Origin of the sequence: Actinomyces sp. 2119 (genome assembly GCF_003591215.1) — a bacterium.
Taxonomy (GTDB): Bacteria; Actinomycetota; Actinomycetes; order Actinomycetales; family Actinomycetaceae; genus Actinomyces; species Actinomyces lilanjuaniae.
Genome location: NZ_QYRR01000011.1, coordinates 18,072 through 43,408, shown reverse-complemented (window position 1 = coordinate 43,408; position 25,337 = coordinate 18,072). Strand labels below are relative to the sequence as shown.

Sequence of the window (25,337 nt, the reverse complement as noted above, 5' to 3'; positions counted from 1 at the left end):
GCCCTGAGCGATCAGGGCGCCGTACCACCCACCTGGTGCACCGACGACCTGGAAGCATCAGCCCCACCACCGTGCTGCGGACCTGTGCCGCCGCGCACCGACAGAAGGACTTGCACCCATGGCTGAGAAGCAGTCGATCCTGGGACGTGTCGCCCAGTTGACCCGTGCCAACATCAATGCGCTCCTGGACCGAGCCGAGGACCCGGAGAAGATGCTCAACCAGCTCGTACGCGACTACTCCACCTCGATCGCCGAGGCACGTGAGGCCGTCGCGCAGACCGTGGGCAACTTGCGCCTGGCGGAGAAGGACCACGAGGCCGACCTGGCCGAGGCCCGGGACTGGGGCGGCAAGGCCCTGGCCGCCTCACGCAAGGCGGACCAGCTGCGCGCCGCAGGGGACGCCGCCGGGGCCGACAAGTGGGACTCCCTGGCCAAGGTCGCCCTGACTAAGCAGATCAACGCCGAGAACGAGGCCAAGGCGGCTGAGCCTCTCATCGCCTCGCAGCGCCAGGTCGTCGACCAGCTCAAGAACGGGCTGCAGCAGATGGAGCTGAGGCTCAGCGAGCTCCAGTCCCGGCGGGACCAGCTGCTCGCCCGGCAGAAGACCGCCGAGGCCCAGGTCAAGGTCCACGGGGCGATCCAGTCGATCAACGTCCTGGACCCCACCAGCGAGCTGGCCCGTTACGAGGACCAGGTGCGCCGGGTCGAGGCCCAGGCGGCAGGGCAGGCGGAGCTGGCCGGGTCCTCTCTGGAGTCCCAGTTCGCCGAGCTGGAGGCCTCGGGTACCAGCATGGAGGCAGAGGCCCGCTTGGCCGCCCTCAAGACCGGCCAGGGCACGGCGCTCCCCTCCGCTACTACGTCCCCCGCGCAGATCACAGAGGGTGACGAGGCCCGGCTCGACGCCGCCTTCCAGGAGCTCAAGGCGCAGACCCGCCCGGGCGAGGACGACTCCTCCTACTGACCACCTACTGACCACGCTGAGCTCCTGGCGGGGCTGCACCCACCTCAGCTGCAGCGCCGACGACACAAACCGGGACAAAGTAGGAGCGGGCTGGCAGAACCACTGCGGCAGAGGGCGGGCACCGGCTGCGTTGACACCGTGTTGACACCGCATTCCTGGAACGCACCACTACCATGACCCCATGACCGTCTCTACCTATCTTTTCGTCGACGGGGAGAACCTCGACGCCACCTTGGGAATGAGTGTCCTGGGACGTCGACCCGACCCGGACGAGCGCCCTCGGTGGGACCGTGTGCTCGCCTACTGCGACCACCTGTCGAGCACCGAGGGCGAGGAGGGCGCCCGCGCCCTGTTCTTCCTTAACGCCACCTCAGGCCACATGCCTATGGGCTTTATCCAGGCCCTGCTGGCCATGGACTACCGCCCGGTACCGCTGGCAGGATCGGGCCTGCCCGAGGAGAAGGTCGTCGACATCGGTATCCAGCGGACCCTGGACGCCCTGGCCGCACAGGTCGAGGCGGGCCAGGACATCCAGGTCCTCCTCGGCTCCCACGACGGCGACTACATCCCCCAGGTCGAGAGGCTCCTGGACGCCGGAGCCCGCGTCGGGGTCCTGTGCTTCCGGGAGTTCCTCAACGCCCACCTCGCGGCACTGGAGGCCCGGGGCCTGACTATCCACGACCTGGAGAGCGACGTGGACGCCTTCACCATCGCCCTGCCGCGGGTACGCATCATCCCCCTGGCCGACTTCGACCCCGTGAAGTTCCTCTGACCCTGCCGGGCACCGCCGTGCGGCGTCCCCAGCCGCTCGGCGGCCTCCCCGGCCCATTCGCAGCCCCCTCCGGTGCAGCACTCACACTGATAACATTCAGTAGTCACCCAGGACCGAGGGGGAAGGTGTTGCTCATGGAGCGTTCCCAGCAGTCTCGCACCGAAGCTCATCTGCTCGTCGTCGACGACGAGCCGAATATCCGTGACCTACTTGCCTCATCGCTACGTTTCGCCGGCTTTGAGGTCTCCGTGGCCGGCGACGGCAACGGTGCGCTGAAGAATGTGGAGAAGGGCGATCCGGACCTGGTCGTCCTGGACGTCATGCTCCCCGACATGGACGGCTTCACGGTCGCTCGCCGCCTGCGCGAGCGCGACGTCACGACCCCGATCCTGTTCCTCACTGCCCGCGACGACATGGCGGACAAGGTGCAAGGGCTGACCGTCGGCGGGGACGACTACGTGACCAAGCCCTTCGGCCTGGAGGAGGTCATCGCCCGCATACGCGCCATCCTCAGGCGCACGCACGCCACCGAGAACGAGGACGACGGAGTGGTCCACGTCGCGGACCTGGTCCTGGACGAGGACGCGCACGAGGTCCACCGCTCCGGCGTCGAGGTCGACCTCTCCCCCACCGAGTTCAAGCTGCTGCGCTACCTCATGCTCAACGCCGGTCGCGTGGTATCCAAGGCTCAGATCCTCGACCACGTCTGGGAGTACGACTGGAACGGCGACGCGGCCATTGTCGAGTCCTACATCTCCTACCTGCGCCGCAAGGTGGACCAGATCACAGGCCGGGACGGTCAGCCCGTGGTCCCCCTCATCCAGACTCGTCGCGGCGTGGGCTACATGCTGCGTGAGCCCAAGAGCGAGTAATGGGGGCGCGCACACGCGCCTGGACCTCACGGCCGGTCAGCAAGCAGCACCGCCCCGTCAAACGCGGTCGGTGGCACCCGATCACGGCCATCCAGCGGCCGGTCCAGGCGCAGCCCCTGAGGACTCGGCTCGCTGTCATGATCACCGTCCTGCTCGCTCTGGGCCTGGTGATCATCTCCTTCGTGGTCAGCCTCGTGCTGCGCGACCAGATGCTGGGACAGATCGACGACCAGCTCCGCAGCACGGCTGAGGTCTTCGGCAGCCAGGCGATCAGGGGCCCCGGCGTCGAGAGCCTGCCCTCCACCTACTACGTCGAGACGAAGCGCGAGAACGGCCAGGACGACGGTCCGTGGATCGACCCCAGGACGGCAGCCGACTACGGCACCCCCCGGCTCGGAGACGCCCTGGACTTTCAGACGACCCTCGCCCACGAGGGTCGTCCGCGGCTGGTCACTGTGGAGTCGGAGCAGCCCGCCCGCCAGTGGCGGGTCATCATCATGCTGCTGAGCGACGACAACACCGGGGAGTACGTCGGCGTAGCCGCCATCGCGCTCCCCCTCAAGGACGTCACCAGTACCCTGGAGCGCACCAACCTGGTGGTGCTCTTCTCCGACATCATCATCATCTTCCTGGGCACTCTGACCGCGACCTACCTGGTACGCCGCTCCTTCCGCTCGCTGCGCCAGATCGAGGGCGTGGCGGGACGGATCGCCCAGGGGGACCTCTCCGCCCGCATCCTGGTGACTGAGCCTCCCACGACGGAGGTGGGCTCCCTGCAGCGGGCGCTCAACACGATGCTCTCCCAGAACGAGCACGCCTTCTCCGTGCAGGTCGTGGCCCAGGAGCGCATGACACGCTTCATCTCCGACGCCTCCCACGAGCTGCGCACCCCGCTGGCCGCCATTCGAGGCTACGGAGAACTCTATCGAATGGGCGGTGTCTCGCCAGAAAAGACGAGCGAGGTCATGGGGCGTATCGAGGACGAGTCCAACCGCATGGGACGGTTGGTGGACGACCTCCTCCAGCTGGCACGCATGGACGAGGGTCGGCAGATGGACATGACCGAGGTGGACCTCACCGGGCTGGCCAGTGCCGCCCTGTCCGACATGGCCGTCCTCGCCCCCAACCGGGACTGTGCTCTCGTCCCGCTTGACCCTGAGGCGGAGGCGGCGGGCAAGGACGCCCCCTCGGTGACGGTGGTGGGAGACAAGGACCGACTGAGCCAGGTGCTGACCAACCTCCTGGGCAACGTGGTACGCCATACTCCCGACGGGACACCGGTGGAGATCGCGGTGGGGACAGGCCCCGCTTCCAGGGTCGGCACCGACACCACAGACCACCAGGTGGCCGTCGTCGAGGTCCGTGACCACGGGGGCGGGGTCCCTCCCGACGAGGCGGAGAAGGTCTTCCAGCGCTTCTACCGCTCCGACTCCTCACGCAACCGTGAGACAGGGGGCTCCGGCCTGGGGCTGTCAATTGTGCTGGGCATCGTGGAGCGCCACCGCGGCACCGTACAGATGCTCCAGACGCCCGGGGGCGGAGCGACGGTCCACATCGAGCTGCCGCTACCTGCTGCCGCCACCTGACAGCGCTCCGGGGCGCACGCAGCCTCCGGCTCCGGCAGGAGGACAGGCTGCCCGGCTAGCCGCTCCGGTCACCTAGGCCGCACAAGAGGCAGCACGAAGCAGGTTCTTGGAGGGTAGGCACAAGGACGTGGCGGGAGAGACACGTTCTTTCTTCGACTTCCTTCAGCGGGTAGTCCTACGATGGCAGCCATCCTTTACCCGATCCTGGAGACAGACCGATGGGCGTCACCGACGCGCCGCAGTGGCTTCTTCCCGCCTTCGTCCGCAGCCTGCGGGCGCTAGGCGCCACGGCTTCCGCCGAGCAGGTCCGCTCCCGAGGCGAGCACCTCATTGAGCAGTGGTCCACCCCGGACCGCCGCTTTCACAACCTCCGCCACCTCATCGACATGCTGGCACGCGTCGACGAGCTGGCCGACGAGTCCCACAGCCCTGATGTCATGCGGGTCGCCACCTGGTACCACGGCTGCGTGTTCTCCACCGGCGCGGGGGAGCCCAGGCAGCACAACGGAGGCGAGAACGAGGAAGCCTCCGCCGAGGTGGCTGTCCGCGACCTGAGCGACCTCGGCGTCCCGGAGGCGACGACAGCCCGCGTCGGGGACCTGATCCGCAACCTCACGGGGCACAGGCTGGACACCGACGACATGGACGCGGCAGCTCTGGCGGACGCGGACCTGGGTGCGCTCGCGGTGGACCCGCAGACCTACAAGGAGTACCTGAGGCTGCTGCGCGAGGAGTACGCCCACGTCCCCCTGGCCAGCTACCTTGAGACCCGCCTGGTGATCGTGGGTAGGCTCCTGGAACGTGAGAAGCTCTTCCACTCACCCCTAGGCGAGCACTGGGAGCGACCCGCCCGGCAGAACCTCAAGGCAGAGAGGCAGCGGCTGACGGAGAAGCTCGCCAGACTCACTCCAGACGAGGCAGGGCAGCACACCGAGTGCTGTCCCTGGCAGGCAGAGCCTGCGTCACGCCGCGTGCCCCGGTCCTCTGACTGCTCCTCCTCCAGCCTGGCCGAGGAGCCCGACGACCCCCGCCCGTCTCATGACCGCAGCGCTGCCCTAGCCGGTGCTAGTACCCCGACAGACGAGAGCGTCGCGGTACAGCCGCCCTCCCCGCCCCTGGGCGCCGGGGACACGAGCACCGTCGCGGAAGCGGAATCAGTTACCCCGCATCCTTCCTTGACTCCCCCTGTGGCGACCTCCTCCGCGACAGCGGCGTCTGCCTCCTCCCCCCGGACACCTGCCACCGGGGTTCCCCGCCCTGTTCCCCCGGCAGCAGACGGGAGACCGGTCCGGCCGACAGCCAGGAGCGCGGAGGAGGACCCGGCGCTGAGCACCTCCATGGAGTCCTGCGCCGAGGACCTCGACCTTCTCCTGGCAGCCCCGCGCTCCCGCCACTTTGGACAGGCCGGGCCCACCGCGGGCCGGGGCGCCCAGGCAGAGGCGGCCCGTCTCCGTCTCACCGAGAGGCTCAGAGAGAAGGCACAGGAGGCCAGGCAGCTGCGCGAGGCACGCACCGGCGATCCTGCAACCGGCTCGGGCAGAGCGGCGGCGACAGGGAGCAGGAACACAGTCCTGGAGGAGCCCGGCCCCCTCCACGCGGACTAGCGGACACGACCCACGGCGCAGACCAGCCGACCGCTGGCTGCTCCGTTACCTCCCGGCACCACAGGTGAGCAGGACGCAAGGGCTGTCCACAGGGACGGCTAGCCTCTGGAACGGCAGTGCGTCCCGGTCCCTAGGCTGGAGGCCACGCCGCAAGGCACTACCTACCAGACTGACGAAAGGGCCCTGTCATGCCTGCCTTCTCTGTTGACACCAGCGTCATTGCTGATACCGCCGCGCGGGCACGCAGCCGTATCGCCACCATCCAGACCGAGGTTGACGGGATGCAGGCCGACATCGGCGCGCTGGAGAACGTGTGGGCCGGGTCCGCCTCAGCCTCAATGGCCGTGTGCGCGCAGGAGTGGCGACTCACCCAGCTCCAGGTCCAGACCACTCTGGAGAGTATCAGCCTGGCCCTGGACCAGGCCGCGACCTCCTATGACGCCGAGTCAGCCAACATCGGACGGTTCGGGCACGCCTAAGAGCGCTCTGGCTGGCAGGGGTGCGCCTGCCACCGTACAAGTGGTGGGCCGCCCCTTCCATACGGAGGGGCGGCCCACCACATGCTTGGTGACCAGGCCAAGTCGGCTCAGCGGCTCACTGACCCGGCCCAAGCTGCTGGCAGCAGATCAGTACATGCCGCCCATCTCGTCACCGCCACCGTTGGCCGGAGCAGCCGGGGGCTCCGGCTTGTCCGCCACAACGGCCTCAGTGGTGAGGAACAGGCCGGCGATGGAGGCCGCGTTCTGCAGCGCGGAGCGGGTCACCTTCACCGGGTCAGCAATACCGGCCTCCAGCAGGTTGATGTACTCGCCGGTCGCGGCGTTGAGCCCCTCACCGGTAGGCAGGCCGCGCACGCGGTCCACCACGACGCCACCCTCAAAGCCGGCGTTGACAGCAATCTGCTTGAGCGGGGCCTCCACAGCCACCTTGACGATCGCCGCACCAGTGGCCTCGTCGTTGCTCAGGTCCAGGGACTCCAGGGCCTGGGCTGCAGACTGGAGAAGGGCCACACCACCACCGGCGACGATTCCCTCCTCGACCGCGGCCTTGGCGTTGCGCACGGCGTCCTCGATGCGGTGCTTGCGCTCCTTGAGCTCTACCTCGGTGGCGGCACCAGACTTCAGCACGGCCACACCGCCCGCCAGCTTGGCCAGGCGCTCAGAGAGCTTCTCACGGTCGTAGTCGGAGTCGGAGTTCTCGATCTCCATGCGGATCTGGGAGGTACGGGCGTCAATCGCGTCCTTGTCCCCGGCACCGTCCACGATGGTGGTCTCGTCCTTGGTGACGACCACCTTGCGGGCCTGGCCCAGGTCCTCCAGGGTGGCGTTCTCCAGCTTCAGGCCGACCGTCTCGGAGATGACGGTGCCGCCGGTGAGGATCGCCATGTCCTGCAGCATCGCCTTGCGGCGGTCCCCGAAGCCGGGGGCCTTGACCGCTACGGACTTGAAGGTGCCGCGGATGCGGTTGACCACCAGGGTGGCCAGGGCCTCGGCCTCGACGTCCTCAGCGATGATCGCCAGCGGCTTGCCCGCCTGCATGACCTTCTCCAGGAGGGGAAGCAGGTCCTTGACGTTGGAGATCTTGGACTCCACCAGCAGGACGTAGGCGTCCTCCAGGACGGCCTCCTGACGGTCGGCGTCGGTGACGAAGTAGGGCGAGATGTAGCCGCGGTCGAACCGCATACCCTCGGTGACCTCAAGCTCCAGGCCGAAGGTGTTGGACTCCTCGACGGTCACGACGCCCTCGTGGCCCACCTTCTCCAGGGCCTCGGCGATCAGCTCGCCGATCTGCTCGTCAGCAGCGGAGATGGAGGCGGTAGCGGCGATCTCCTCCTGGGTCTCGACGTCCTTGGCGTCAGCCAGCAGGCGCTCGACAACGACCTCCACGGCCTTGTCGATGCCGCGACGCAGGGCGATCGGGTTGGCGCCGGCGGCCACGTTACGCAGACCCTCGCGCACCAGGGCCTGAGCCAGGACGGTGGCGGTGGTAGTGCCGTCACCGGCGACGTCGTCGGTCTTCTTGGCGACCTCCTTGACCAGCTCGGCACCGATCTTCTCGTAGGCGTCCTCCAGCTCGATCTCCTTGGCGATGGTCACGCCGTCGTTGGTGATCGTGGGAGCGCCCCACTTCTTGTCGAGGACCACGTTGCGGCCCTTGGGGCCGAGAGTGACCTTGACGGTGTCAGCCAGGGTGTTCAGGCCGCGCTCCATGCCGCGGCGGGCCTCCTCGTCGAAGGCGATGATCTTGGACATTAGGTCTCCTCCACTGCGTGGTGGGTGCGGCCGGCCCGCGCCCGCGACGGACGGACCAGTCCCAGGCGTTCACGTCACGCCCGGCACCGACCCTCACGGCCCAGCCATGTGCGTTGTCACTCGAAGGCTCCGAGTGCTAACCGCAATGCTGGCACTCTCGGGTCTTGAGTGCAAGACACTCAGATCTGACGTCTCCAGGAATCCTCCGACGGCGAAGCGGCCCCGCCATCTCATTCTCCCCCGGCCTGGGACTGCCCAGGGGCTGGCCCGCCCAGGCGCACCCAGCCCCTGGGCCACCTGCCCCGTGGGATACCAGCCCCGCTCACGCCCCAGCAGCCAGCACCACCAACGCCGAGGTCCAGGCCAGGGGAGCAGGCCCCGCCGGGGAGCCGTCAGCCAGGACCTTCTCCGGAAGCGCCCCCACCCGGGTGCGGTGGGACTCCAGCCACCCAAGAAGCCGCGGCCCCTCCTCCATGCCCAGCACGACACCTGACCACGCCAGCAGGGCCGTCTGCGGGGTCCAGGACACACCGTCCCTGCGCCACGACGACCCGGGAGCCACGCCCCCGGCAGGCCGCGACATCCGCGCTACGGCATCCTGCCTCACCCCGCGCGCACCGGCCAGCTCCGTGGTGAAGGGCGGCAGGACAAAGACGACTGCCGCGTCGACGTCGTCCTGGCGCACGTGCCTGCCCCATCCAGGGGCAAAGCCGCGTTCCACCGCCTGGCGCACCGTGGCGACCCGCTCCTCCAGCCTCTCCGGGTCGGCCCCCAGGTCCGCTCCCGCCCGGGCGAGCCCCAGCGCAGCCTCCAGGCCCAGCAGTACCGGCGCGGCCGTGCCCAGGGTCAGGACGGACTCGGGCACCTCCCAGTAGTCCGGGCTGGCCGCAGGGAGGTGGGAGGCGGTGTCCGTAAGCCACAGGAGCCGGGATGTCGTACGGGCCAGGCAGTGCCCCAGAGCCGTCTCCAGGTCGGCCACGGAGACGCCGTCAGCCAGCATGCGCCCCACGGCCCACATGAGCCAGCCCACGCCATCGGTCTGGCGGGGACGCTGGTCAGGTGGCCTCCCGCTGAGGGTGTAGCGCGCCTCCAAGGCTCCCGTCTCGTCCTGCCAGGAGGCCAGGCGCCCCAGTACGCCGAGGGCCTCCTGGTACAGGCCGACACTGCTGAGGGCCGCTGCGCAGAAGGAGGCGTCCCGGGGCCACACGTAGCGCCAGCCTCCCACCGGCGCGGCGGCCACGGCACCGACGGGGAAGTCCAGCACGCCGCCTGCCTCGCCGTCGTCCACGAGCGTCGGGCCGGTCAGGGCCAGGAGGTCGTCGAGCGCCTCCCGGGCCAGCGACCCCCACCTCCCGTGCGGCAACCGCGCCCCCTGCTGCCGCAGGGCCGCGCGCTGCGCCAGCTCGTCACGCTGCTGCGGGTCCATACCCCAGGGAGCCGGGTCGGCCGGGAGCCGGGTCCCCGGCAGGTAGTCCACGCTCTCCCCGGGGGCCAGCACCTGGAGGGCGCCGTGCGCCCCGACGACCACACCCTCACTCAAGGCCTCGGGAGCAGGCCTCAGCGCAGCACGTAGCCGAGGGGCGCCCCACGTCCCGCCAGCAGCCAGCGACACGGCCCCGGCAGCGGCAAGGAGGCCGCGGCGGCCGGGACGTGCCGCCAGGGTCACTCCTGAAAGTCCTCGCGCAAGATGATGACGATGGGGTTGGACGAGGCGCTGGCGGCGTCCTCGACGACGTTGTCGATACCGAGCTGCTCACCTACGGCCTCTGCCGTGTCACGGTCCTCGGGGCTGGCGTAGTAGACAGTCGTGTCGGCAGGCTCAGACCCCTGGTAGATGCCTTCCGGAACCGTGACCGACACGAAGCCGACGTTGGTGAGGCGGTCACCACTGCGCCCCGCCAGGCCGCTGGTCGTCGTCCCGTTGTAGACAGTGACTCCCAGCGTGTAGTCCACCGAGGCGTCGGTGGGGGCCTGCGTGGGATCGTCCGTGGCCTCCTGTGAGGCACCGGGGTCCTGGGTCTCCTGGTCAGCCTCGTCGCTGCTTGGGGCCTGGTCGTCTCCGGCGTCGGCCGGGCCCGAGGCCACTGCGGCACCACCTGTAGAGTCCCCGTCCCCGCTGCGCTGCCCGAGCAGAGTCACCACGCCCCAGGCCAGGGCCGGGACGACGATGATAACGGCAAGCAGGGGCACCCAGCCCCGCCAGCGAGGTGCCTGCGCCCGGTGCACCCCGACGGGGACGGGGGCGTCGTCCTCACTGACGTCGAACTCGTCCTCCGGGTAGTTGTACTCGCTCACACTCCCAAGATACCGACCCTGACTCCGATCGTGGGGACCAACAAGCCCCGTCCCGACGTCCAGCCCTGGTCGCGTGCGGGCACTGTCCTGGCTAGGCTTCAGGGGTGAGTTCCGCCAAGCCTCTGTCCGAGCTCGTTGACGCCTCGTGGGCACGCGCCCTGGCCCCGGTGGAGCCCACGGTTCACCAGATCGGGGCCAGGCTGCGCGAGGAGGTCGCCTCAGGACATGGCTACCTGCCCGCTGGCACCGATGTCCTGCGCGCCTTTACCTACCCCATGGAGCAGGTCAAGGTCCTCATCGTGGGCCAGGACCCCTACCCGACCCCGGGGCACCCGGTGGGGCTGAGCTTCTCCGTGGCGCCCGGGGTGCGGCCTCCACGCAGCCTGGAGAACATCTTCCGTGAGCTGGTCTCCGACCTGGGTGTGCCCCAGCCGGGCTCGGGGGACCTGACCCCGTGGTGCGAGCAAGGGGTCATGCTTCTCAACCGGGTCCTGACCGTGCGTCCGGGCGCCCCGGCCTCGCACAAGGGCTGGGGCTGGGAGACCGTCACCCAGCGGGCTATCGAGGCCCTGGTGGAGCGCGGCGGCCCGCTGGTGGCGATCCTGTGGGGGCGCCCGGCCCAGTCCCTGACCCCCATGCTGGGGGACACCCCCGTCATCGCCTCACCCCACCCCTCGCCGCTGTCCGCCTCGCGAGGGTTCTTCGGCTCACGCCCCTTCAGCCGGGCCAACGAGATCCTGGTGTCCCTGGGGGCGCAGCCCGTGGACTGGCGCCTGCCCTGATCCGGAAGGACCGGGGCCGGGCGGGGCAACCCCGCAGTGCCGCTAGTGCCACTAGTGCCGCTGCCACGGCGGCACGCCTTGGCGACAAGCCTCACGTGATGATAGCGTGACGCTGGTTGCGGAAGCATATAGACCCAGATTAGAGCCAGCTGTCGCAGGCACGTTCAGACGGCACGAAAGGTCGTGGTTCCATGGCGGACCTGTCCATCAGCCCAGACACGCTCAACAGCGCAGCGAGCAAGGCCGATGCCGCATCAGGAGAGCTGAGCGGCGCAGACTTCCCGGAGGTCTCCGGCCTGGACCGCTCAACCGGCCTGGTCAGCCAGGCGGTCAGCGCGCTGTCCTCACGGACCACGAGCACGGCCACAGGCCTGACCAACATCGCGTCGAGCCTGCGCCGGGCAGGGGCCGACTTTGTCGAGGTCGACGAGGCCAGCGCCCAGGGCGCACGGCAGCTCGAGGGAGAGCCGTACTGATGTCGCTGGACGTCAAGGTCCTCGTCCTCCCGGAGACGGCCTTCACCCTCGCGTCGAGCCTGAGCACGGCAGCGACCACGGTCGGCGACGCCGAGGCCACCGTGACGTCGGCCCGCAGCCTGATCCAGTCGGAGAACACCGGTCTGACCGCGACAGCGGCGGAGACCAGTCTGGGCACGCAGAGCACCACGATCAACACGCTCAGCTCGGAGACCTCCTCGCTGTCCACGGCGGTGAACGCCTTCGCCCAGACCATGTCCTCAATCAAGACTCGGCTGGACGACGCCCGGGCGCGGGCCTCGGAGGCCGGGCTGGTGGTCTCAGGCGACCTGATCCTGGAGCCGGAGGCCTCGGACCCGGACTACGAGGAGAAGCAGAAGACCTACAGCGAGCTGGATGAGGACCTCTCTGTCATCAGGCAGGACGAGTCCACCGCCCACGACGACCTGCAGGCGGCCTGCCAGGAGGTCTCGGGGGTCGAGCCGGAAGGCCCTGGCGGGGCGGCCGGGGCGGCCGCGACGGCGAACACCGCCTACGGCTGGGCCAGTCGCGGTGTCACGGTGGCCCGCTGGGCGGAGGTGCACCGCCGGGGGACGTTCGCGCCCGCGACTTCCCCCACGGGCCTTCTGTCCACGCTCTGGCAGAAGACCAAGCTGGAGAACTGGGTCTCCAAGGCAGCGCACCAGAAGCCCGCCGTGCCCGGCAACTGGAGGACGCAGCCCTACTGGAGGCTGGGCACCACCGCCATGAAGTGGTTCGGGAGGGCCTCCGGCGCGGTCAGCGGTGGCCTTGGCGGCCTCGAGCAGTACCAGAAGGACTCCGCCAACCCCAGCATGGGTGAGGGAGAGAAGATTGCCCGGGCAGGGACCCAGGCCGTCGCGCAGGGGGCCGGGGGATACTATGGCGCCGCAATTGGCGCCCAGGTCGGGGCAACGATTGGCGCCCTGGGCGGGCCGCTCGGCATTGCCGCTGGAACGGTTATTGGCGGAGCCATTGGCGGATTCATGGGGTCCAAGGCTGGCAAGACAGTAGCCGATGCCGCCAACAAGGTGATTAGTAAACTGTTCCATTAGGAAGGGTAAACCCCATGAGCGAGAACACCCTGGTCGGAATCGGGTGCCTTGGCTTCCTGGGCATACCAACTCTGGTGTTCTGGGCGCTGGCCATGTTCACCGACACCCAGGCAGGCCGGTTCTACGACTCCCTGTCCGACGTCAAAAACGGCACCGCCTTCTTCGCCCCAGTTGGCGGCCTGGCCTTCACTATCATTGGTATAGTCATGCTGTCCGAACCGCTGTTCCCCGGCGCGGAGAACGCCCGCATCGCCGCCTCAATATTCGCAGGACTCCTCCTGATCCTCGGACTCGTCTTCCGGTTCCCGATCCCCCTGCCCCGGTGGATGTACCCCCAGTGGCACGCCGAGCGCCGCCTGGAACGCCGCCGCGCCGCCCTGGCCGCAGCCAGCAGCAGTACCACCAGCAGCGCCAATAAGGACCCGCAGCCACCAGCAACCATTCCAGCACCCCCTCAACAGACGGACCCAGCACAGGAGCCACCAAGCCGCTCTCCCGGCGAAGGACAAACCGCATGAGCGACACAGCATGGCTTACCATTGGGTTATTTCTGGGAGTGATCACTCTGGTGTTCTGGGCGCTGGCCATGTTCACCGACACCCAGGCAGGCGAGCTCTACGACTCCCTGTCCGACGTCAGGAACGGCACCGCCTTCTGCCTGCCCGCCATAGGCCTGGCCTTCACTATCGGCTGCGCCGCACTGCTGTCCGAGCCGCTGTTCCCCGACGCGGAGAACGCCCGCATCGCCGCCTCAGCAGTCGCAGGCCTCCTCCTGATCCTCGGAGCCGTCTTCCGGTTCCCGATCCCCCTGCCCCGGTGGATGTACCCCCAGTGGCACGCCGCACGCCGCCTGGAACGCCGCCGCGCCGCCCTGGCCGCAGCCAGCAGCAGCACCACCAGCAGCGCCAACAGGACCCCCGCCTCGACCAGCAGCCCTCCTGAGGAGCCCCGATGACCGAGCCAACCCTCTACGGACCGCTCACCACCACGTTCCGCGGACACCTCACCGCTGTGACGGCCCCCTCCAGCTGGCAGGTCGTGGACGCCGACTTCCCCGACCTGGGTGTGGCCCCGGTCAACGCCAGCAACGAGGACGGGATCGACCTGGTGTGCACCGCCTCAGAGCCTTCCGCCCCAGGGTTCGTGGACAGCTGCGTCATCACCACCGTCCGCCTGCCCGAGGACATGCCGGAGGAGGAGTGGTTCCGCACGAGCACCGCCCAGGTCATGGAAACCATCGCGGGCGTGCGGATGATCGACCTCCTCGGCTGGCGGTCGCGCAGCGGCTCGGCGGGCCTGCTGCGCCTGGGCGTCTACATCGACACCAGCGACCGCTCCCTGACCTTCTACCAGTGCAGCTGGGTCGAGACGCACAGGTACGGCAGGCTGCGACGCGGCGTCACCGCGACCTTCACCTGCCCCACCAGCACCAGCCCGGTCACCGTCCCCTTCTTCTCCACCATGTCTGAGACCCTGGAGGTGCACTGATGGCGCGGCTCAGGACGGACACGCCCAACCCTGTGGCGATCCTCTCCGACCAGGAGTGGCTGACGGTCGAGGCGCTCTGCCAGGGCGACCCCGTCCCTGAGGACCGTCTCGCCCGGAGGCTGCGCAAGGCCGGGATCATCGACGACGTGGGCCTCACCCAGGCCGCCGCCCCCGCCTTCCAGGGGCGGGCCACCGCGAGCCGCTACCTGGAGGTGGTCCGCCTGGGTCCGCGCGAGGGGGTGCGCCAGGTCCTGGCCTGGATCGGCCCCTCCCGGACAACCATGATGAAGAGCCTGACAGACGGCCTGCACGTCTACGGGCTGGACGCCTGCGAGGTCCCCTCCGCCTTCGCCGAGTTCCTTGACTTCCACCCACGCCCCCTCGTCGAGGCGGAGCCCGTGGTGGTGCCCGCGCCCGAGGCCACTGGGCTGCTGAGCGAGGGCGGGGACCTCTCGCCCTTGGCCAGCATCTTCACCAGGGTCGGCAAGCGACTGCGATCGGGCTCGTACCCAGGGGCTGCCGGTGATACCACGCCGCTGATCGAGGGCCTGGTCAACCAGACGTGGTCGATCTCCATCATCACGGCCAGCGTGCGGGTCCCAGGCGTCCTGGACTGGCAGGTGGACTCCAGTCTCCACACGTTCTCCGTCCCCGAGTGCCTCTACGAGTTCTACCCCCGCTCGCTGGCTCAGGCTGCCGGGCGCAGCCCAGGCAGCGGGGGCGACCCCGACGACCTCATCATGGATCCCACCACCGCCATGATCGCCTGGCTGCGCGCCGTCCCCTGGTTCTTTGCCTGACCCGGCGCCCGCAGCGGGCACCGTGACGACATCCCCGGCGGGAGCGAGCGGCCACCCTCGCCCCCGCCCCACGGCCTGTGACCCGCTTCCACATACCAACGGCTCCACACCCCGACGACATCCGCCGTGTGCTGTAGACTATATGTGCCGACAGGCTTCGTCTTCCAGGGCCTTACCGCCTCCCCAGCAGCCCTGGGAGCCCCAGGAGCCGCCGTGGGCACTCACGCGACCAAGGAGGGTACCGTGCCCGAGCCCCGCGACCAGCCTGACCCCCGTCCCGACCCCACCGACGCGCCCAGCCTGCCCACCCTGGTCGACACCCGCTCCGTCCGTCTGCACGCCACCGCCTCCGACTGGCGCGAGGCTATCCGGGAAGCCGGTGACGCCCTGGTCGCGGCCGGGGCCTGCGCCTCCTCCTACACCGAGGCCATGATCCGCTCCGTGGAGGAGCACGGCCCCTACATCGTGCTGTCACCCGGCCTGGCACTGCCTCACGCGCGCCCCGACAACTCTGTGACCCGCACCGCCCTGTCCTACGTGCGCCTGACGTCCCCAGTCGCCTTCGGCCACGAGACCAACGACCCCGTCCGCGTCGTCATGGCCCTGGCCGCCGCTGACGGCACCGCGCACCTGAGGGCGCTGGCGGACCTGGCTACTGTCCTGGCCGATCCGCAGCGCCGTCACCGGCTGGACAACGCCAGCACCCCCGAGGAGGTCCTCGACGCCCTGCGGCCACCGCAGGCCCGCCCGCCCGCTGGCAGGAGCACCGAGGCCGCCGGGGGCACGGACAGTCCCGAGGGCGCCGACGGCGAGGGGGACCCGGGAACCGCCGAGGGCACCGCAGACGCAAGCAGCAGCACAGGCAGCACCGACAGCACTGAGACCACCGTCGCCTCCACGGGACTGGTTCTCACCGTGTGCGGCAACGGCCTGGGCACCAGCCTGTTCCTGAAGAACACCCTGGAGCAGGTGCTCGACACCTGGGGCTGGCTGCCCTACCTGCGGGTCGAGGCCACTGACACGATCTCTGCCAGGGGCAGGGCCAAGGATGCCGACCTGCTCCTGACCTCCGGGGCCATCGCCCAGGCCCTGGGCGACCCCGGAACACCGGTCGAGGTCATCGAGGACTTCACCTCCCTCACCGAGGTCGACGCCGCGCTGCGCCGCACCTACGCCGTGTGATCCGGCCCGCCGACCGGGCTGCCGCCCGTCCCGCCATCCACCGGATCATCCACTGAGCCATGCACCCAGCCCATCCACCGAGCCACTGACACGACCGGGAGGCTACCGTGTCACTCCTTGCCACTATCGCCCAGTTCGTCGTCAACGAGATCCTCAGCGTCCCAGCCTTCCTCATCGGCTTCATCACCGCCGTCGGCCTGATCGCCCTGCGCCGAGGCGTCGGCACGGTGCTGGGAGGCGCCACCAAGGCCGTGCTCGGCTTCCTGCTGGTCAGCGCCGGGGCGGGCCTGGTCACCGCCTCGCTGGAGCCCCTGGGGACCATGATCCAGGGCAGCCTGGGGACCCGGGGCGTCGTCCCCACCAACGAGGCGATCGCGGGCATCGCCCAGGAGCAGTACGGCACCCAGGTCTCCTGGCTGATGATCCTCGGCTTCGTGGTAGCCCTGCTCCTGGCTCGCCTGACCCCGCTGCACTACGTCTTCCTCACCGGCCACCACATCCTGTTCATGGCCACCCTCATCACCATCGTCATGGCCTCTGCGGGCATGTCGGGGCCGGTCGTCGTTGCCCTGGGAGCCCTGCTCCTGGGAGTCCTCATGGTGTCCCTGCCCGCCCTGGCGCACCCGTGGACCAGGCGGGTCACCGGGGACGACTCCATCGCCATCGGCCACTTCGGCACCCTGGGCTACATCGCGGCAGGAGCCGTGGGGCGGCTGGCCGACCCCCGGGGGCGCTCCCGCTCCACCGAGGACCTCAAGGTGCCGGAGTCCCTGCGCTTCCTGCGGGACTCCATGGTGTCCACCGCCCTGTCCATGGTGGTCATGTACCTGGTCCTGGCCGTGACCTACCTGGTACGGCGTGGTAGCGACACCGCCTTCACTGCCTTCGCGGACGGGGCCACAGACGTCGGCAACTACCTCATGCAGGCGGTGACCCAGGGCCTCCAGTTCGGTGTCGCCGTCGCCGTCATCCTGTTCGGGGTCCGCACGATCCTGGGCGAGCTCGTCCCCGCCTTCCAGGGGATCGCGCAGGCCGTGGTCCCCGGGGCCATCCCGGCGCTGGACGCCCCGATCGTGTTCCCCTACGCCCAAAACGCCGTCCTCATCGGGTTCATCTCCTCCTTCGCCGGGGGGCTGGTCGGACTGCTGGTCCTGGGGACCTGGCTGGGACCCGCCCTCGGCCTGGCACTCATCCTGCCCGGGCTCGTCCCCCACTTCTTCACCGGGGGCGCGGCGGGCGTCTACGGCAACGCCACCGGCGGACGCCGGGGAGCGATAGCAGGCGGGTTCGTCAACGGCCTGCTGGTGACCTTCCTCCCCGCGCTGCTGCTGCGGGTCCTGGGAACGCTGGAGACGGCTACCACCACCTTCGGTGACACCGACTTCGGCTGGTTCGGCCTGCTCATCGGGTACGGCGCCCGGGCTGGCGCCACAGCGGGAAGCCTGGTGCTCGCCCTGGTGGCCGCAGGCCTCCTGACGGCAGCCGTCGTGGTGCAGCGTCGGGTGGTGGAGCCCGGCTGGGACCCTGCCCCGGCCCGCCCCCGGCCAGACGGGCAGGCCGGGGACTCCCCGGGCACGACCAGCGCCGCCCCCGTGTCGGCCCAACGCTACCCGCGCGTAAGACCCCCGGCTGGCGCCCCGGTCCCTCCCCCACCGCGTCCGCCTCAGGACAGCACCGGAGCCGCTCAGGCACACTAGCCCCATGCCCGGTACCTCACTTCCTGAGCCACTGCCCGACGCCGCGCAGCCCGCGGCCCCGCCCCTGCGTCGCACGCCCCGGCACGCGACCGGCCCCGCCACTATCGACCTCGACCAGGTCGTCCACTACCTGCCCCGGACCGGGATCGGCACCGACGTGCACGCCTTCGCCGCCCCCGGCTCGGCCACCCCGCTGCACCTGGCCTGCCTGGAGTGGCCCGGGCAGACCGGGCTGGAGGGCCACTCCGACGGCGACGTCGTCGCGCACGCCTGCTGCGACGCCCTCCTGTCCGCTACCGGGCTGGGGGACCTGGGCAGTGTCTTCGGCACCAACGAGCCGAGGTGGCAGGGGGCCTCGGGGGCAGTCCTCCTGGCCGAGACCGCCCAGCGGGTGCGCCAGGCCGGCTTCGAGATCGGCAACGTCGCCGTCCAGCTGGTCGGGCAGCGCCCCCGGGTGACCGACCGCGCCGCTGAGGCGGCAGCAGCACTGTCAACAGCGGCCTCGGCACGCGTCACCTTCAGCGCCACCACGACCGACCACCTGGGATTCCTGGGACGAGAGGAGGGGCTGGCAGCGGTGGCTACCGCGCTGGTCTACCCGGCCCGCCCCGTCTCCTGACTCCGACCTAGCGGGCCCCTCCTGCCCACCGGCTCTTCCAGCCCGGTCATCGCCCCGGTAGGGTGGGGCCGTGACTGCCGCGACTGCCGTACCTGCCGGCTCCCCCGCCCCTCAGCCGACCCTGCGCCTGTACGACTCCGCAGCGCGGACGGTCGTTCCCCTGGCCCCCACCGTGACCCCGGGGGTGGTAGCGATATACCTGTGTGGTGCCACGGTCCAGGGCAGCCCGCACATCGGGCACATGCGCTCAGCCATTGCCTTCGATGTGCTGCGCCGTTGGCTGGAGCGCCAGGGCCAGACGGTCGTCCTCATCCGCAACGTCACCGACATCGACGACAAGATCCTCGCCCGCTCCGCCGCAGCCGTCCCCCCCGTCGCCTGGTGGGCGTGGGCACAGCGCCACGAGCGCGAGTTCGACGCCGCCTACCGGGCCCTCGGCGTCGCCCCTCCGACCTACGAGCCCCGCGCCACCGGCCACCTCCCGGAGATGATCAGCCTGGTCACCCGCCTGCTGGAGCGCGGTCATGCCTATACGGGGGAGGCTGGCAACGTCTACTTCTCCGTCGCCTCTCTGCCCGGGTACGGCTCACTGACCAACCAGCGCCCCGAGGACCTGACCTCCACGGAGGACCCGCAGCAGGAGGACCAGGAGGACACCGAGGCAGACAAACGTGACCCACGGGACTTCGCCCTGTGGAAGGCGGCCAGGCCCGGCGAGCCGCAGGACGCTGCCTGGGACGCCCCGTGGGGACGCGGGCGTCCCGGGTGGCACCTGGAGTGCTCGGCCATGTCGCACCGCTACCTGGGCGAGGAGTTCGACATCCACGGGGGCGGGATCGACCTGCGCTTCCCGCACCACGAGAACGAGCAGGCCCAGTCCCACGGCGCCGGATGGGGCTTCGCCCGCCACTGGGTCCACAACGCCTGGGTCACGATCAAGGGCGCCAAGATGAGCAAGTCGCTGGGCAACTCCCTGACCGTGGCCGAGCTCCTCAGGTCGCACGACCCGGTCGTCCTGCGTCTGGCCATGGGGACCGTCCACCACCGCTCCACCGTGGAGTTCTCCGAGGAGACCCTGAGCGAGGCCGCCTCCCTGTGGGAGCGCCTGACCGGTGCCCTGACCCGGGCTCAGGAGGTCTGCGGGGACCTGGAGAGCACCGACCAGGCCGGGCTGAGGCGGCTGGCGCTGCCTGAGGCCTTCGCTGCCGCCATGGACGACGACCTCAACCTGGCGGGCGCCATGGCCCAGGTGCACGCCTGCCTCAAGAGGCTCAACACGGCCCTGACCCAGATGGGCCACGGCAGGGCGGGCGACGCCGCCAGCACGGGGGCAGCCGACGACGTGCCCACCGGGGTCACGACCGTGCGCCAGACCGCCCTGGAGCTGCGCGCTATGCTTGACGTTCTGGGGCTGGACCCCTTCAGCGATCCGTGGCGCTCCTGCCTGGCAGGGGCCACAGGTGCGACAAGCGGGTCCGACGCGGCCGCGCACGCCCTGGACCACCTGGTGACCGACCTCCTTGACCAGCGTGCCCAGGCCCGGGCCGCCAAGGACTGGGCCCGGGCGGACGCCCTGCGTGACGCCCTGTCGCAGGCAGGGGTCGTGGTCGAGGACTCACCCGTCGGCGCCCGCTGGCACCTGTCCTGACCAGGACCAGGAACGACGAGCTAAGGAGGTAGCCAGCGATGCCCGGAAACGATCGTCGGCACGGCGCCCTGCGCCGACGCGGCAGGAAGGGACCTACCAAGGGCTCCGGCGGAAACCGCCGCCGCGGCCTGGAGGGCAGGGGACCCACGCCAAAGGCGGAGGACCGTGTTGGCCACCCCAAGGCGCGGGCCAGGCAGCGTGCCCAGGCCCAGCAGGAGCGTCCTAGCCGCGCCGAGCAGCACCATCGCACCCGGGAACGCCTCCGGGTCTCCCGCAGCAGTGAGATCGTCTTCGGTCGCAATGCCGTGGCAGAGGCCGCCTACGCCTCCGTGCCCTTCTCCCAGGTCTTCATGGCCGCCCCGGCCGAGGACGACGAGCGCCTCCAGGCGGTGGTACGGCGTGCCGCCCTGGCCGCTGTCCCCGTCGTGGAGGCCAGCAAAGCGGACCTGGAGGCCCTGACAGGAGGTGCCGCCCACCAGGGCGTGGCCGTGGAGGTGCCCCCCTACCAATACGTGGGCGCGGCAGACCTGCTGGAGGATGCCCGCAGCCGGGGCCGCACCCCTCTGCTCGTGGCCCTGGACCAGGTCACCGACCCCCACAACCTGGGAGCCGTCCTGCGCAGTGCCGGCGCCTTCAGCGCCGACGGGGTCATCGTCCCGGCCCGCCGCAGTGTCGGCGTTACCGCAGCCGCGTGGAAGGTCTCTGCTGGCGCGGCAGCACGGGTGCGCGTCGCTCGTGAGACCAACATGGTGCGCTGCCTGGAGCGCCTCCAGAGGCAGGGGTGCTTTGTGGTAGGGCTCGATCCCCGCGCGACGACGCGCGTAGAGGACATGGGCCTGGCCGACTCCCCCCTGGTCGTCGTGACCGGCTCGGAGGGCAGAGGCCTGTCCCGCCTGGTGCGTGAGACCTGTGACCTTCTGGTCTCAGTGCCTATCACCGGCTCCGTGGACTCCCTCAACGCCGCAGTCGCCACCGGCATCAGCCTCTACGAGGTCGACCGCCTCCGCCGCCAGGCACAAGGCGCAGCCGACACTGGCACCCGCTAGGACTCACCGGCGCTCCCCCTCGCAGACACCCGGGCCCCGTTTGCTGACACAATGGGCCCAGCCCACCACAGGAGGTCCCCATGGCCCAAGCCGTGTCTCAGCGCTGGAACCGTACCGACGGGGTGATCGTCGCCCCGGGCACGGCCCCGGAGGCTGTTGCTGCCGCCTTTGCCGCCCGCAGCGTCGTCGCCCGTCTTGAGTGGTTCCCCACCACCGCCCACCTGCTCAGCCTCACCCTGATGACCGACATGGACGGACGTGTTGCTGTCACCCCTCCCTCCCGCGGGGGCGTCGTCCCCGGCCCGGGGGTCGGCGAGCTGGTGGAGTCACTGGCACGCGAGCTCACGGCTGACGTCGCCGTCGGCCCGGCCTCCTTCAACGCCCTGCCGGGCGACCTCACACTGCCCCCGTCCACCACCCACGGGGCCGCCAGCGCACGCACTGTCGTGGTCTCCCCCATGAGCGCCTACATGGTTCCCCTGCAGGCCACGCTCCTGGAACGGCCTCTGGCGGTCGCCTCCGCCCCCGACCTGGACCGCCGTATCGTCATGTACTCCGGGGAGGGCAACGACCTGGGGGCCTTCGGGTGGGACGAGGAGTCCCTCCCGGCCCTCGTCCTGACCTCTGACTCGGAGGACATGTCGGTACGTGCCGTGACCACCGGGGACCCGGATGAGGACGCTGTCTTCTCCTGGGGCATGAGCTCGCTGCACGTGTGGGGTGCCGTCGAGGAGCCGGGCCCCGCCCTGCGCGCCCTGGCCGACGAGGTGCTCGCCGACCGCAAGGACGCCTCCGACATCGCTGCCGCCGTGCCGGGTGCGGACCTGGAGGCCGCGGCGACCGCTGTGCTTCGGCCAGGTGCCGAGGGCTTCCAGGCGATGATCGAGGCGCTGGGCCTGCCCGACTGGGTGCTCAAGGTGCTGACGGGCAGCCTGGCCCCGGTCGAGGTTCCTGGCATCGTCGTCCACGAGCCCCGGGGCCTGTCCAACGCCGTGGGCCGCAGCGTCGGTCTGTTCCTGGAGGACCCCTCCTCCCCCGGCTCCGCCTTCTGGCACTCCTATGTCCGTACGGTCACCGACATGCCCTGGGCCGTCAGGGCGGTCACCCTCCTGGAGGCAGGCCTCGGCGGGGCGCTCATGGGCGCCGCAGCACGGAGGCACCGCAGCGGAGGTGGCCTGCCGGGAGGACTCATGTCCGTGGGCACGTTCCTCATCGTCGACGCCGTCACCGAGGTCTCGCTAGCCTCGTGGACCCGCCATCGCGAGCTTCGCCGCCGGGCAGACCGGGAGACCGCCCTGGTCGCCGAGGAGCTCGGGGCCTGAGCCTTCCCTCCTTGGGACTTCCCTCCGTGGGACCAGCCCCAGGAGGGGCCTCACTCCCCCTTGAACCTCATTCCTGCGGTAAAGCCGAAGGGATTGGCCTCGTAGTCAGCGAGCGTCTGCTCGTCAAGGGCAGCAAACTCTGCGTCCTGCGGCTCAGCCTCCTCCTCCGGGATGGACACCGCCTCGATCTCCTGGGTGTCCGGCGTGGCAAGAAAGGCCCGCTCGTCACGGTGCTGGGGCAGGACTGTCGCCACGTAGTCGGCGGTGGCGTCCTCCATGGACACGTCGCCCTGACGCTGCTCCGACATGTACCAGCGGTGCTCCAGGATCTCGTGGAAGATCTCCGCAGGCTCCAGCTTGCGACGCAGCTCCAGCGGGACGGCCATGATGGTCGGTTCAAAGACGTCGGCGAGCCAGGCGTGGGCGACCAGCTCGATGGGGTCGTCCTTGCGGCCGCGGATCGCCCGGTAGGCCTCCAGGTCGTTGAGCATGCGCTGACCCTGACGCTCCTGGACGTCCAGGCCGGTCAGGCGCATGACCTGCCGGTGGTAGTGGCCCGCGTCGACAACCTTAGGCTGGATGGACATGTAGGTGCCGCCCGCGTCCGTGGTCATGGTGAGCTCGGCGACGTCGTAGCCCATCTCGTTGAGCCTCTCGATGCGGTTGCGCACCCGCCATCGCTCCCGTGAGGAGAAGGACTCCTCAGCCGTGAGGAGGTCCCACAGCTCGCTGTAGCGGGCCACGATCCGGTCCCCTACCGCGATGGTGTCCACGCTGGGCTCCAGCAGCGCGCCCGCCTGGAGGTCCATAAGCTCACCGATGATGTTGGTCCGGGCGATGTCGATGTCGTAGAGGCGCTTGCCCTCCGTGATCCCGTCGGGGTGGAGCTCTCCGGTCTCCGCGTCCACCAGGTAGGCCGCGAAGGCTCCGGCGTCACGCCGGAACAGGGTGTTAGACAGCGACACGTCGCCCCAGTAGAAGCCAAGGAGGTGCAGCCGCACCAGCAGGACCGTGAGGGCATCGATGAGACGGGTAGCGGTCTCAGGGCGCATGTACTGGCTGAACAGGCCACGGTAGGGCAGGGAGTAGGACAGGTGCTCGGTGATGAGCGCGGAGTTCAGTCGGCTGCCGCGGAGGTCCGTGCGTCCTGAGATCACTGCCGTGGGCTGGACACAGGGCGCGCCCAGGCGTACCAGGTCCCGCAGCAGCGTGTACTCCCGGTGGGCGACCGACTCGCCGATCTCCTTGACGGCGATCACCCGCTCAGAGAGGTTGACGAAGCGCACAACGTGCCGCGACAAGCCACGGGGCAGCGCCGCGAGGACCTCTGTCGGCCACCGATCTAGCGGCGTCTCCCACGGGAGGTCCAGCAGCGCAGGATCAATGGTCACCGCGGCAATCTTCATGGACTGGGGCATGGCTCATCCTCTCAGGTCAGCAGATCGACGGTGCGTGCCCCGGGCCTCGCCCCGTAGGGACAGGACGGGCAGCGACGGTCGGGAGGACGGTCGGGAGGAGCGGGGAAGACGGTACCGGAGCGCGGCACCAGGTACCGGCACGGCGAGTCCCGCCCCTGTCTGCTACCGGGGCGGGACTCGCCGTAAGGAGGCTACGAACAGGCGCAGCCGGACGCGGCACCAGAATGCGACATCAGGAGGGAAGTCGCTTGCCGGTGGCGGAAGAGAAGATGTGCTCCTTGCCCGGACGGATGCGCACGTAGACAGTCTCCCCGGGCTCGGGGGCCGTCCTGGGAGGCACCCGCACGATGATCTGGCTGGAGTCCTCACCGGAGCCGAGCTTGGCCTCAGAGTCCTCAGCCCCGACGAGCTCACCGTAGATGTAGGCGTCCGAGCCGAGCTCCTCCACAAAGGACAGCCGTACCGGGATGGAGTGCTCGTCAGAGGAGGAGACGACGTCCAGCGACTCCGGGCGGAAGCCGATGGTCACCTTACCGCCGTCCTCAGGGCTGAGGGCGTCCAGGGTCGCCCGGGAGAGGCGGATCCTGGCCTCCCCGATAGTGGCGGTGTCACCCTCGACAGTGAACTGGCCCAGGTTCATCGCCGGGGAGCCGATAAAGCCCGCGACGAACTCGTTGGCGGGGTTGTCGTACATCTCACGGGGGGTGCCCACCTGCTGGAGCACGCCGTCCTTGAGGACGGCGATGCGGTCCCCCATTGTGAGGGCCTCGGTCTGGTCGTGGGTGACGTAGACCGTGGTGACACCCAGCGAGCGCTGGAGGGAGGCGATCTGGGTGCGAGTCTGCACGCGCAGCTTGGCGTCCAGGTTGGACAGGGGCTCATCCATGAGGAAGACCTTCGGCTTGCGCACGATAGCCCGCCCCATGGCCACGCGCTGGCGCTGGCCGCCGGACAGGGCCTTGGGCTTGCGGTCCAGGTAGTCGGTCAGGCCCAGGATCTTGGCCGCCTCCCGCACGCGGCTGTCGATCTCCTCCTTGGGAGTGCCTGCGATCTTCAGGGCGAACCCCATGTTGTCGTGGACCGACATGTGCGGGTACAGGGCGTAGTTCTGGAAGACCATGGCGATATCACGGTCCTTGGGCTGGACGTCGGTGACGTCGCGGTCGCCGATGAGGATACGGCCGGAGTTGACGTCCTCCAGGCCCGCGAGCATCCGCAGCGAGGTAGACTTTCCACAGCCTGAGGGGCCGACCAGGACGAGGAACTCCCCGTCAGCGATCTCGAGGTTGAGAGCGTCGACACTGGGGCGGTCGTTACCCGGGTAGACGCGTGTCGCGTTCTCAAAAGTCACAGTTGCCATGTGCGCTTTCCCTTCACTGGCAGGTACGTGCCAGACGATCCGTGGTGAAAGGTGCCGATGCGTGTCCGCATTGACACGGTCCGC

Annotated in this window: 24 protein-coding genes; 19 read left to right on the top strand and 5 right to left on the bottom strand. The window is 69.7% G+C overall.

Features of this window, described 5'->3' with window-relative positions:
• Positions 1-118: 118 nt before the first annotated feature.
• From D4740_RS12120 to D4740_RS12095, 6 genes are all read left to right on the top strand, one after another.
• Positions 119-961, top strand: a complete 843-nt coding sequence (locus D4740_RS12120; protein ID WP_119837134.1) for a PspA/IM30 family protein — start codon at positions 119-121, stop codon at positions 959-961.
• Between the two features lie 181 nt (positions 962-1,142).
• Positions 1,143-1,733: an NYN domain-containing protein gene (locus D4740_RS12115; RefSeq protein ID WP_119837133.1), complete on the top strand. Its 591-nt coding sequence runs from the start codon at positions 1,143-1,145 to the stop codon at positions 1,731-1,733.
• Between the two features lie 134 nt (positions 1,734-1,867).
• Positions 1,868-2,605 (top strand): response regulator transcription factor, encoded by a 738-nt coding sequence (locus D4740_RS12110; RefSeq protein WP_119837132.1) that lies wholly within the window; start codon positions 1,868-1,870, stop codon positions 2,603-2,605.
• Positions 2,605-4,191, top strand: coding sequence for a cell wall metabolism sensor histidine kinase WalK (locus tag D4740_RS12105; RefSeq protein ID WP_119837131.1), 1,587 nt, complete (start codon positions 2,605-2,607; stop codon positions 4,189-4,191). The genes D4740_RS12110 and D4740_RS12105 overlap by 1 nt, the downstream gene beginning before the upstream one ends.
• 218 nt (positions 4,192-4,409) lie before the next feature.
• Complete coding sequence (locus tag D4740_RS12100) at positions 4,410-5,795, top strand: hypothetical protein (RefSeq protein WP_259390825.1); 1,386 nt, start codon at positions 4,410-4,412, stop codon at positions 5,793-5,795.
• 188 nt (positions 5,796-5,983) lie between these two features.
• Positions 5,984-6,274, top strand: coding sequence for a WXG100 family type VII secretion target (locus D4740_RS12095; protein WP_119837130.1), 291 nt, complete (start codon positions 5,984-5,986; stop codon positions 6,272-6,274).
• Positions 6,275-6,421: 147 nt separating this feature from the next.
• Here D4740_RS12095 and groL read toward each other — a convergent pair whose 3' ends face one another.
• The 3 genes from groL to D4740_RS12080 all read right to left on the bottom strand — a co-directional run bounded on the left by groL (position 6,422) and on the right by D4740_RS12080 (position 10,342).
• Complete coding sequence (gene groL / locus D4740_RS12090) at positions 6,422-8,047, bottom strand: chaperonin GroEL (RefSeq protein ID WP_119837129.1); 1,626 nt, start codon at positions 8,045-8,047, stop codon at positions 6,422-6,424.
• Positions 8,048-8,369: 322 nt separating this feature from the next.
• Positions 8,370-9,713 (bottom strand): glycoside hydrolase family 15, encoded by a 1,344-nt coding sequence (locus D4740_RS12085; protein WP_119837128.1) that lies wholly within the window; start codon positions 9,711-9,713, stop codon positions 8,370-8,372.
• Positions 9,710-10,342: a LytR C-terminal domain-containing protein gene (locus D4740_RS12080; RefSeq protein WP_119837127.1), complete on the bottom strand. Its 633-nt coding sequence runs from the start codon at positions 10,340-10,342 to the stop codon at positions 9,710-9,712. The genes D4740_RS12085 and D4740_RS12080 overlap by 4 nt, the downstream gene beginning before the upstream one ends.
• 104 nt (positions 10,343-10,446) lie before the next feature.
• Here D4740_RS12080 and D4740_RS12075 point away from each other — a divergent pair, with 104 nt between their 5' ends.
• The 13 genes from D4740_RS12075 to D4740_RS12015 all read left to right on the top strand — a co-directional run bounded on the left by D4740_RS12075 (position 10,447) and on the right by D4740_RS12015 (position 22,475).
• Positions 10,447-11,124: a uracil-DNA glycosylase gene (locus D4740_RS12075; RefSeq protein ID WP_119837126.1), complete on the top strand. Its 678-nt coding sequence runs from the start codon at positions 10,447-10,449 to the stop codon at positions 11,122-11,124.
• 191 nt (positions 11,125-11,315) lie between these two features.
• Positions 11,316-11,600 (top strand): hypothetical protein, encoded by a 285-nt coding sequence (locus D4740_RS12070; protein WP_119837125.1) that lies wholly within the window; start codon positions 11,316-11,318, stop codon positions 11,598-11,600.
• Positions 11,600-12,673: a hypothetical protein gene (locus D4740_RS12065; RefSeq protein WP_119837124.1), complete on the top strand. Its 1,074-nt coding sequence runs from the start codon at positions 11,600-11,602 to the stop codon at positions 12,671-12,673. Before D4740_RS12070 ends, D4740_RS12065 begins: the two co-directional genes overlap by 1 nt.
• Positions 12,674-12,687: 14 nt before the next feature.
• Entirely contained in the window at positions 12,688-13,191 is a 504-nt protein-coding gene (locus tag D4740_RS12060) for a hypothetical protein (RefSeq protein ID WP_119837123.1), read from the top strand.
• Entirely contained in the window at positions 13,188-13,628 is a 441-nt protein-coding gene (locus D4740_RS12055; RefSeq protein ID WP_119837122.1) for a hypothetical protein, read from the top strand. The genes D4740_RS12060 and D4740_RS12055 overlap by 4 nt, the downstream gene beginning before the upstream one ends.
• A complete protein-coding gene (locus D4740_RS12050; RefSeq protein WP_119837121.1) occupies positions 13,625-14,161 on the top strand; it encodes a hypothetical protein in 537 nt (178 codons plus the stop codon). Before D4740_RS12055 ends, D4740_RS12050 begins: the two co-directional genes overlap by 4 nt.
• Complete coding sequence (locus D4740_RS12045) at positions 14,161-14,961, top strand: hypothetical protein (protein ID WP_119837120.1); 801 nt, start codon at positions 14,161-14,163, stop codon at positions 14,959-14,961. The genes D4740_RS12050 and D4740_RS12045 overlap by 1 nt, the downstream gene beginning before the upstream one ends.
• A gap of 144 nt (positions 14,962-15,105) precedes the next feature.
• Complete coding sequence (locus D4740_RS12040; RefSeq protein WP_220475046.1) at positions 15,106-16,143, top strand: PTS sugar transporter subunit IIA; 1,038 nt, start codon at positions 15,106-15,108, stop codon at positions 16,141-16,143.
• A 107-nt stretch (positions 16,144-16,250) separates the two neighbouring features.
• Positions 16,251-17,840 carry a PTS ascorbate transporter subunit IIC gene (locus tag D4740_RS12035; RefSeq protein ID WP_119837119.1) on the top strand — a complete coding sequence of 530 codons (1,590 nt, stop codon included), beginning with the start codon at positions 16,251-16,253 and terminating at the stop codon, positions 17,838-17,840.
• Between the two features lie 4 nt (positions 17,841-17,844).
• Positions 17,845-18,459: a 2-C-methyl-D-erythritol 2,4-cyclodiphosphate synthase gene (gene ispF, locus D4740_RS12030; protein ID WP_119837118.1), complete on the top strand. Its 615-nt coding sequence runs from the start codon at positions 17,845-17,847 to the stop codon at positions 18,457-18,459.
• A gap of 70 nt (positions 18,460-18,529) precedes the next feature.
• Entirely contained in the window at positions 18,530-20,107 is a 1,578-nt protein-coding gene (cysS, locus tag D4740_RS12025; protein WP_119837117.1) for a cysteine--tRNA ligase, read from the top strand.
• Positions 20,108-20,145: 38 nt separating this feature from the next.
• Positions 20,146-21,153, top strand: coding sequence for a 23S rRNA (guanosine(2251)-2'-O)-methyltransferase RlmB (gene rlmB, locus D4740_RS12020; protein WP_119837116.1), 1,008 nt, complete (start codon positions 20,146-20,148; stop codon positions 21,151-21,153).
• Positions 21,154-21,233: 80 nt separating this feature from the next.
• The gene (locus D4740_RS12015; protein WP_119837115.1) at positions 21,234-22,475 is read left to right on the top strand and encodes a hypothetical protein; all 1,242 of its coding nucleotides are present in this window, start codon (positions 21,234-21,236) and stop codon (positions 22,473-22,475) included.
• A 50-nt stretch (positions 22,476-22,525) separates the two neighbouring features.
• On the opposite strand, the gene D4740_RS12010 is transcribed toward D4740_RS12015, so the two are convergent.
• On the bottom strand, positions 22,526-23,893 hold the full coding sequence (locus D4740_RS12010; RefSeq protein WP_119837114.1) for a DUF4032 domain-containing protein: 1,368 nt from the start codon (positions 23,891-23,893) through the stop codon (positions 22,526-22,528).
• Positions 23,894-24,125: 232 nt separating this feature from the next.
• Positions 24,126-25,253, bottom strand: a complete 1,128-nt coding sequence (locus tag D4740_RS12005; RefSeq protein ID WP_119837113.1) for an ABC transporter ATP-binding protein — start codon at positions 25,251-25,253, stop codon at positions 24,126-24,128.
• Positions 25,254-25,337: the final 84 nt, after the last annotated feature.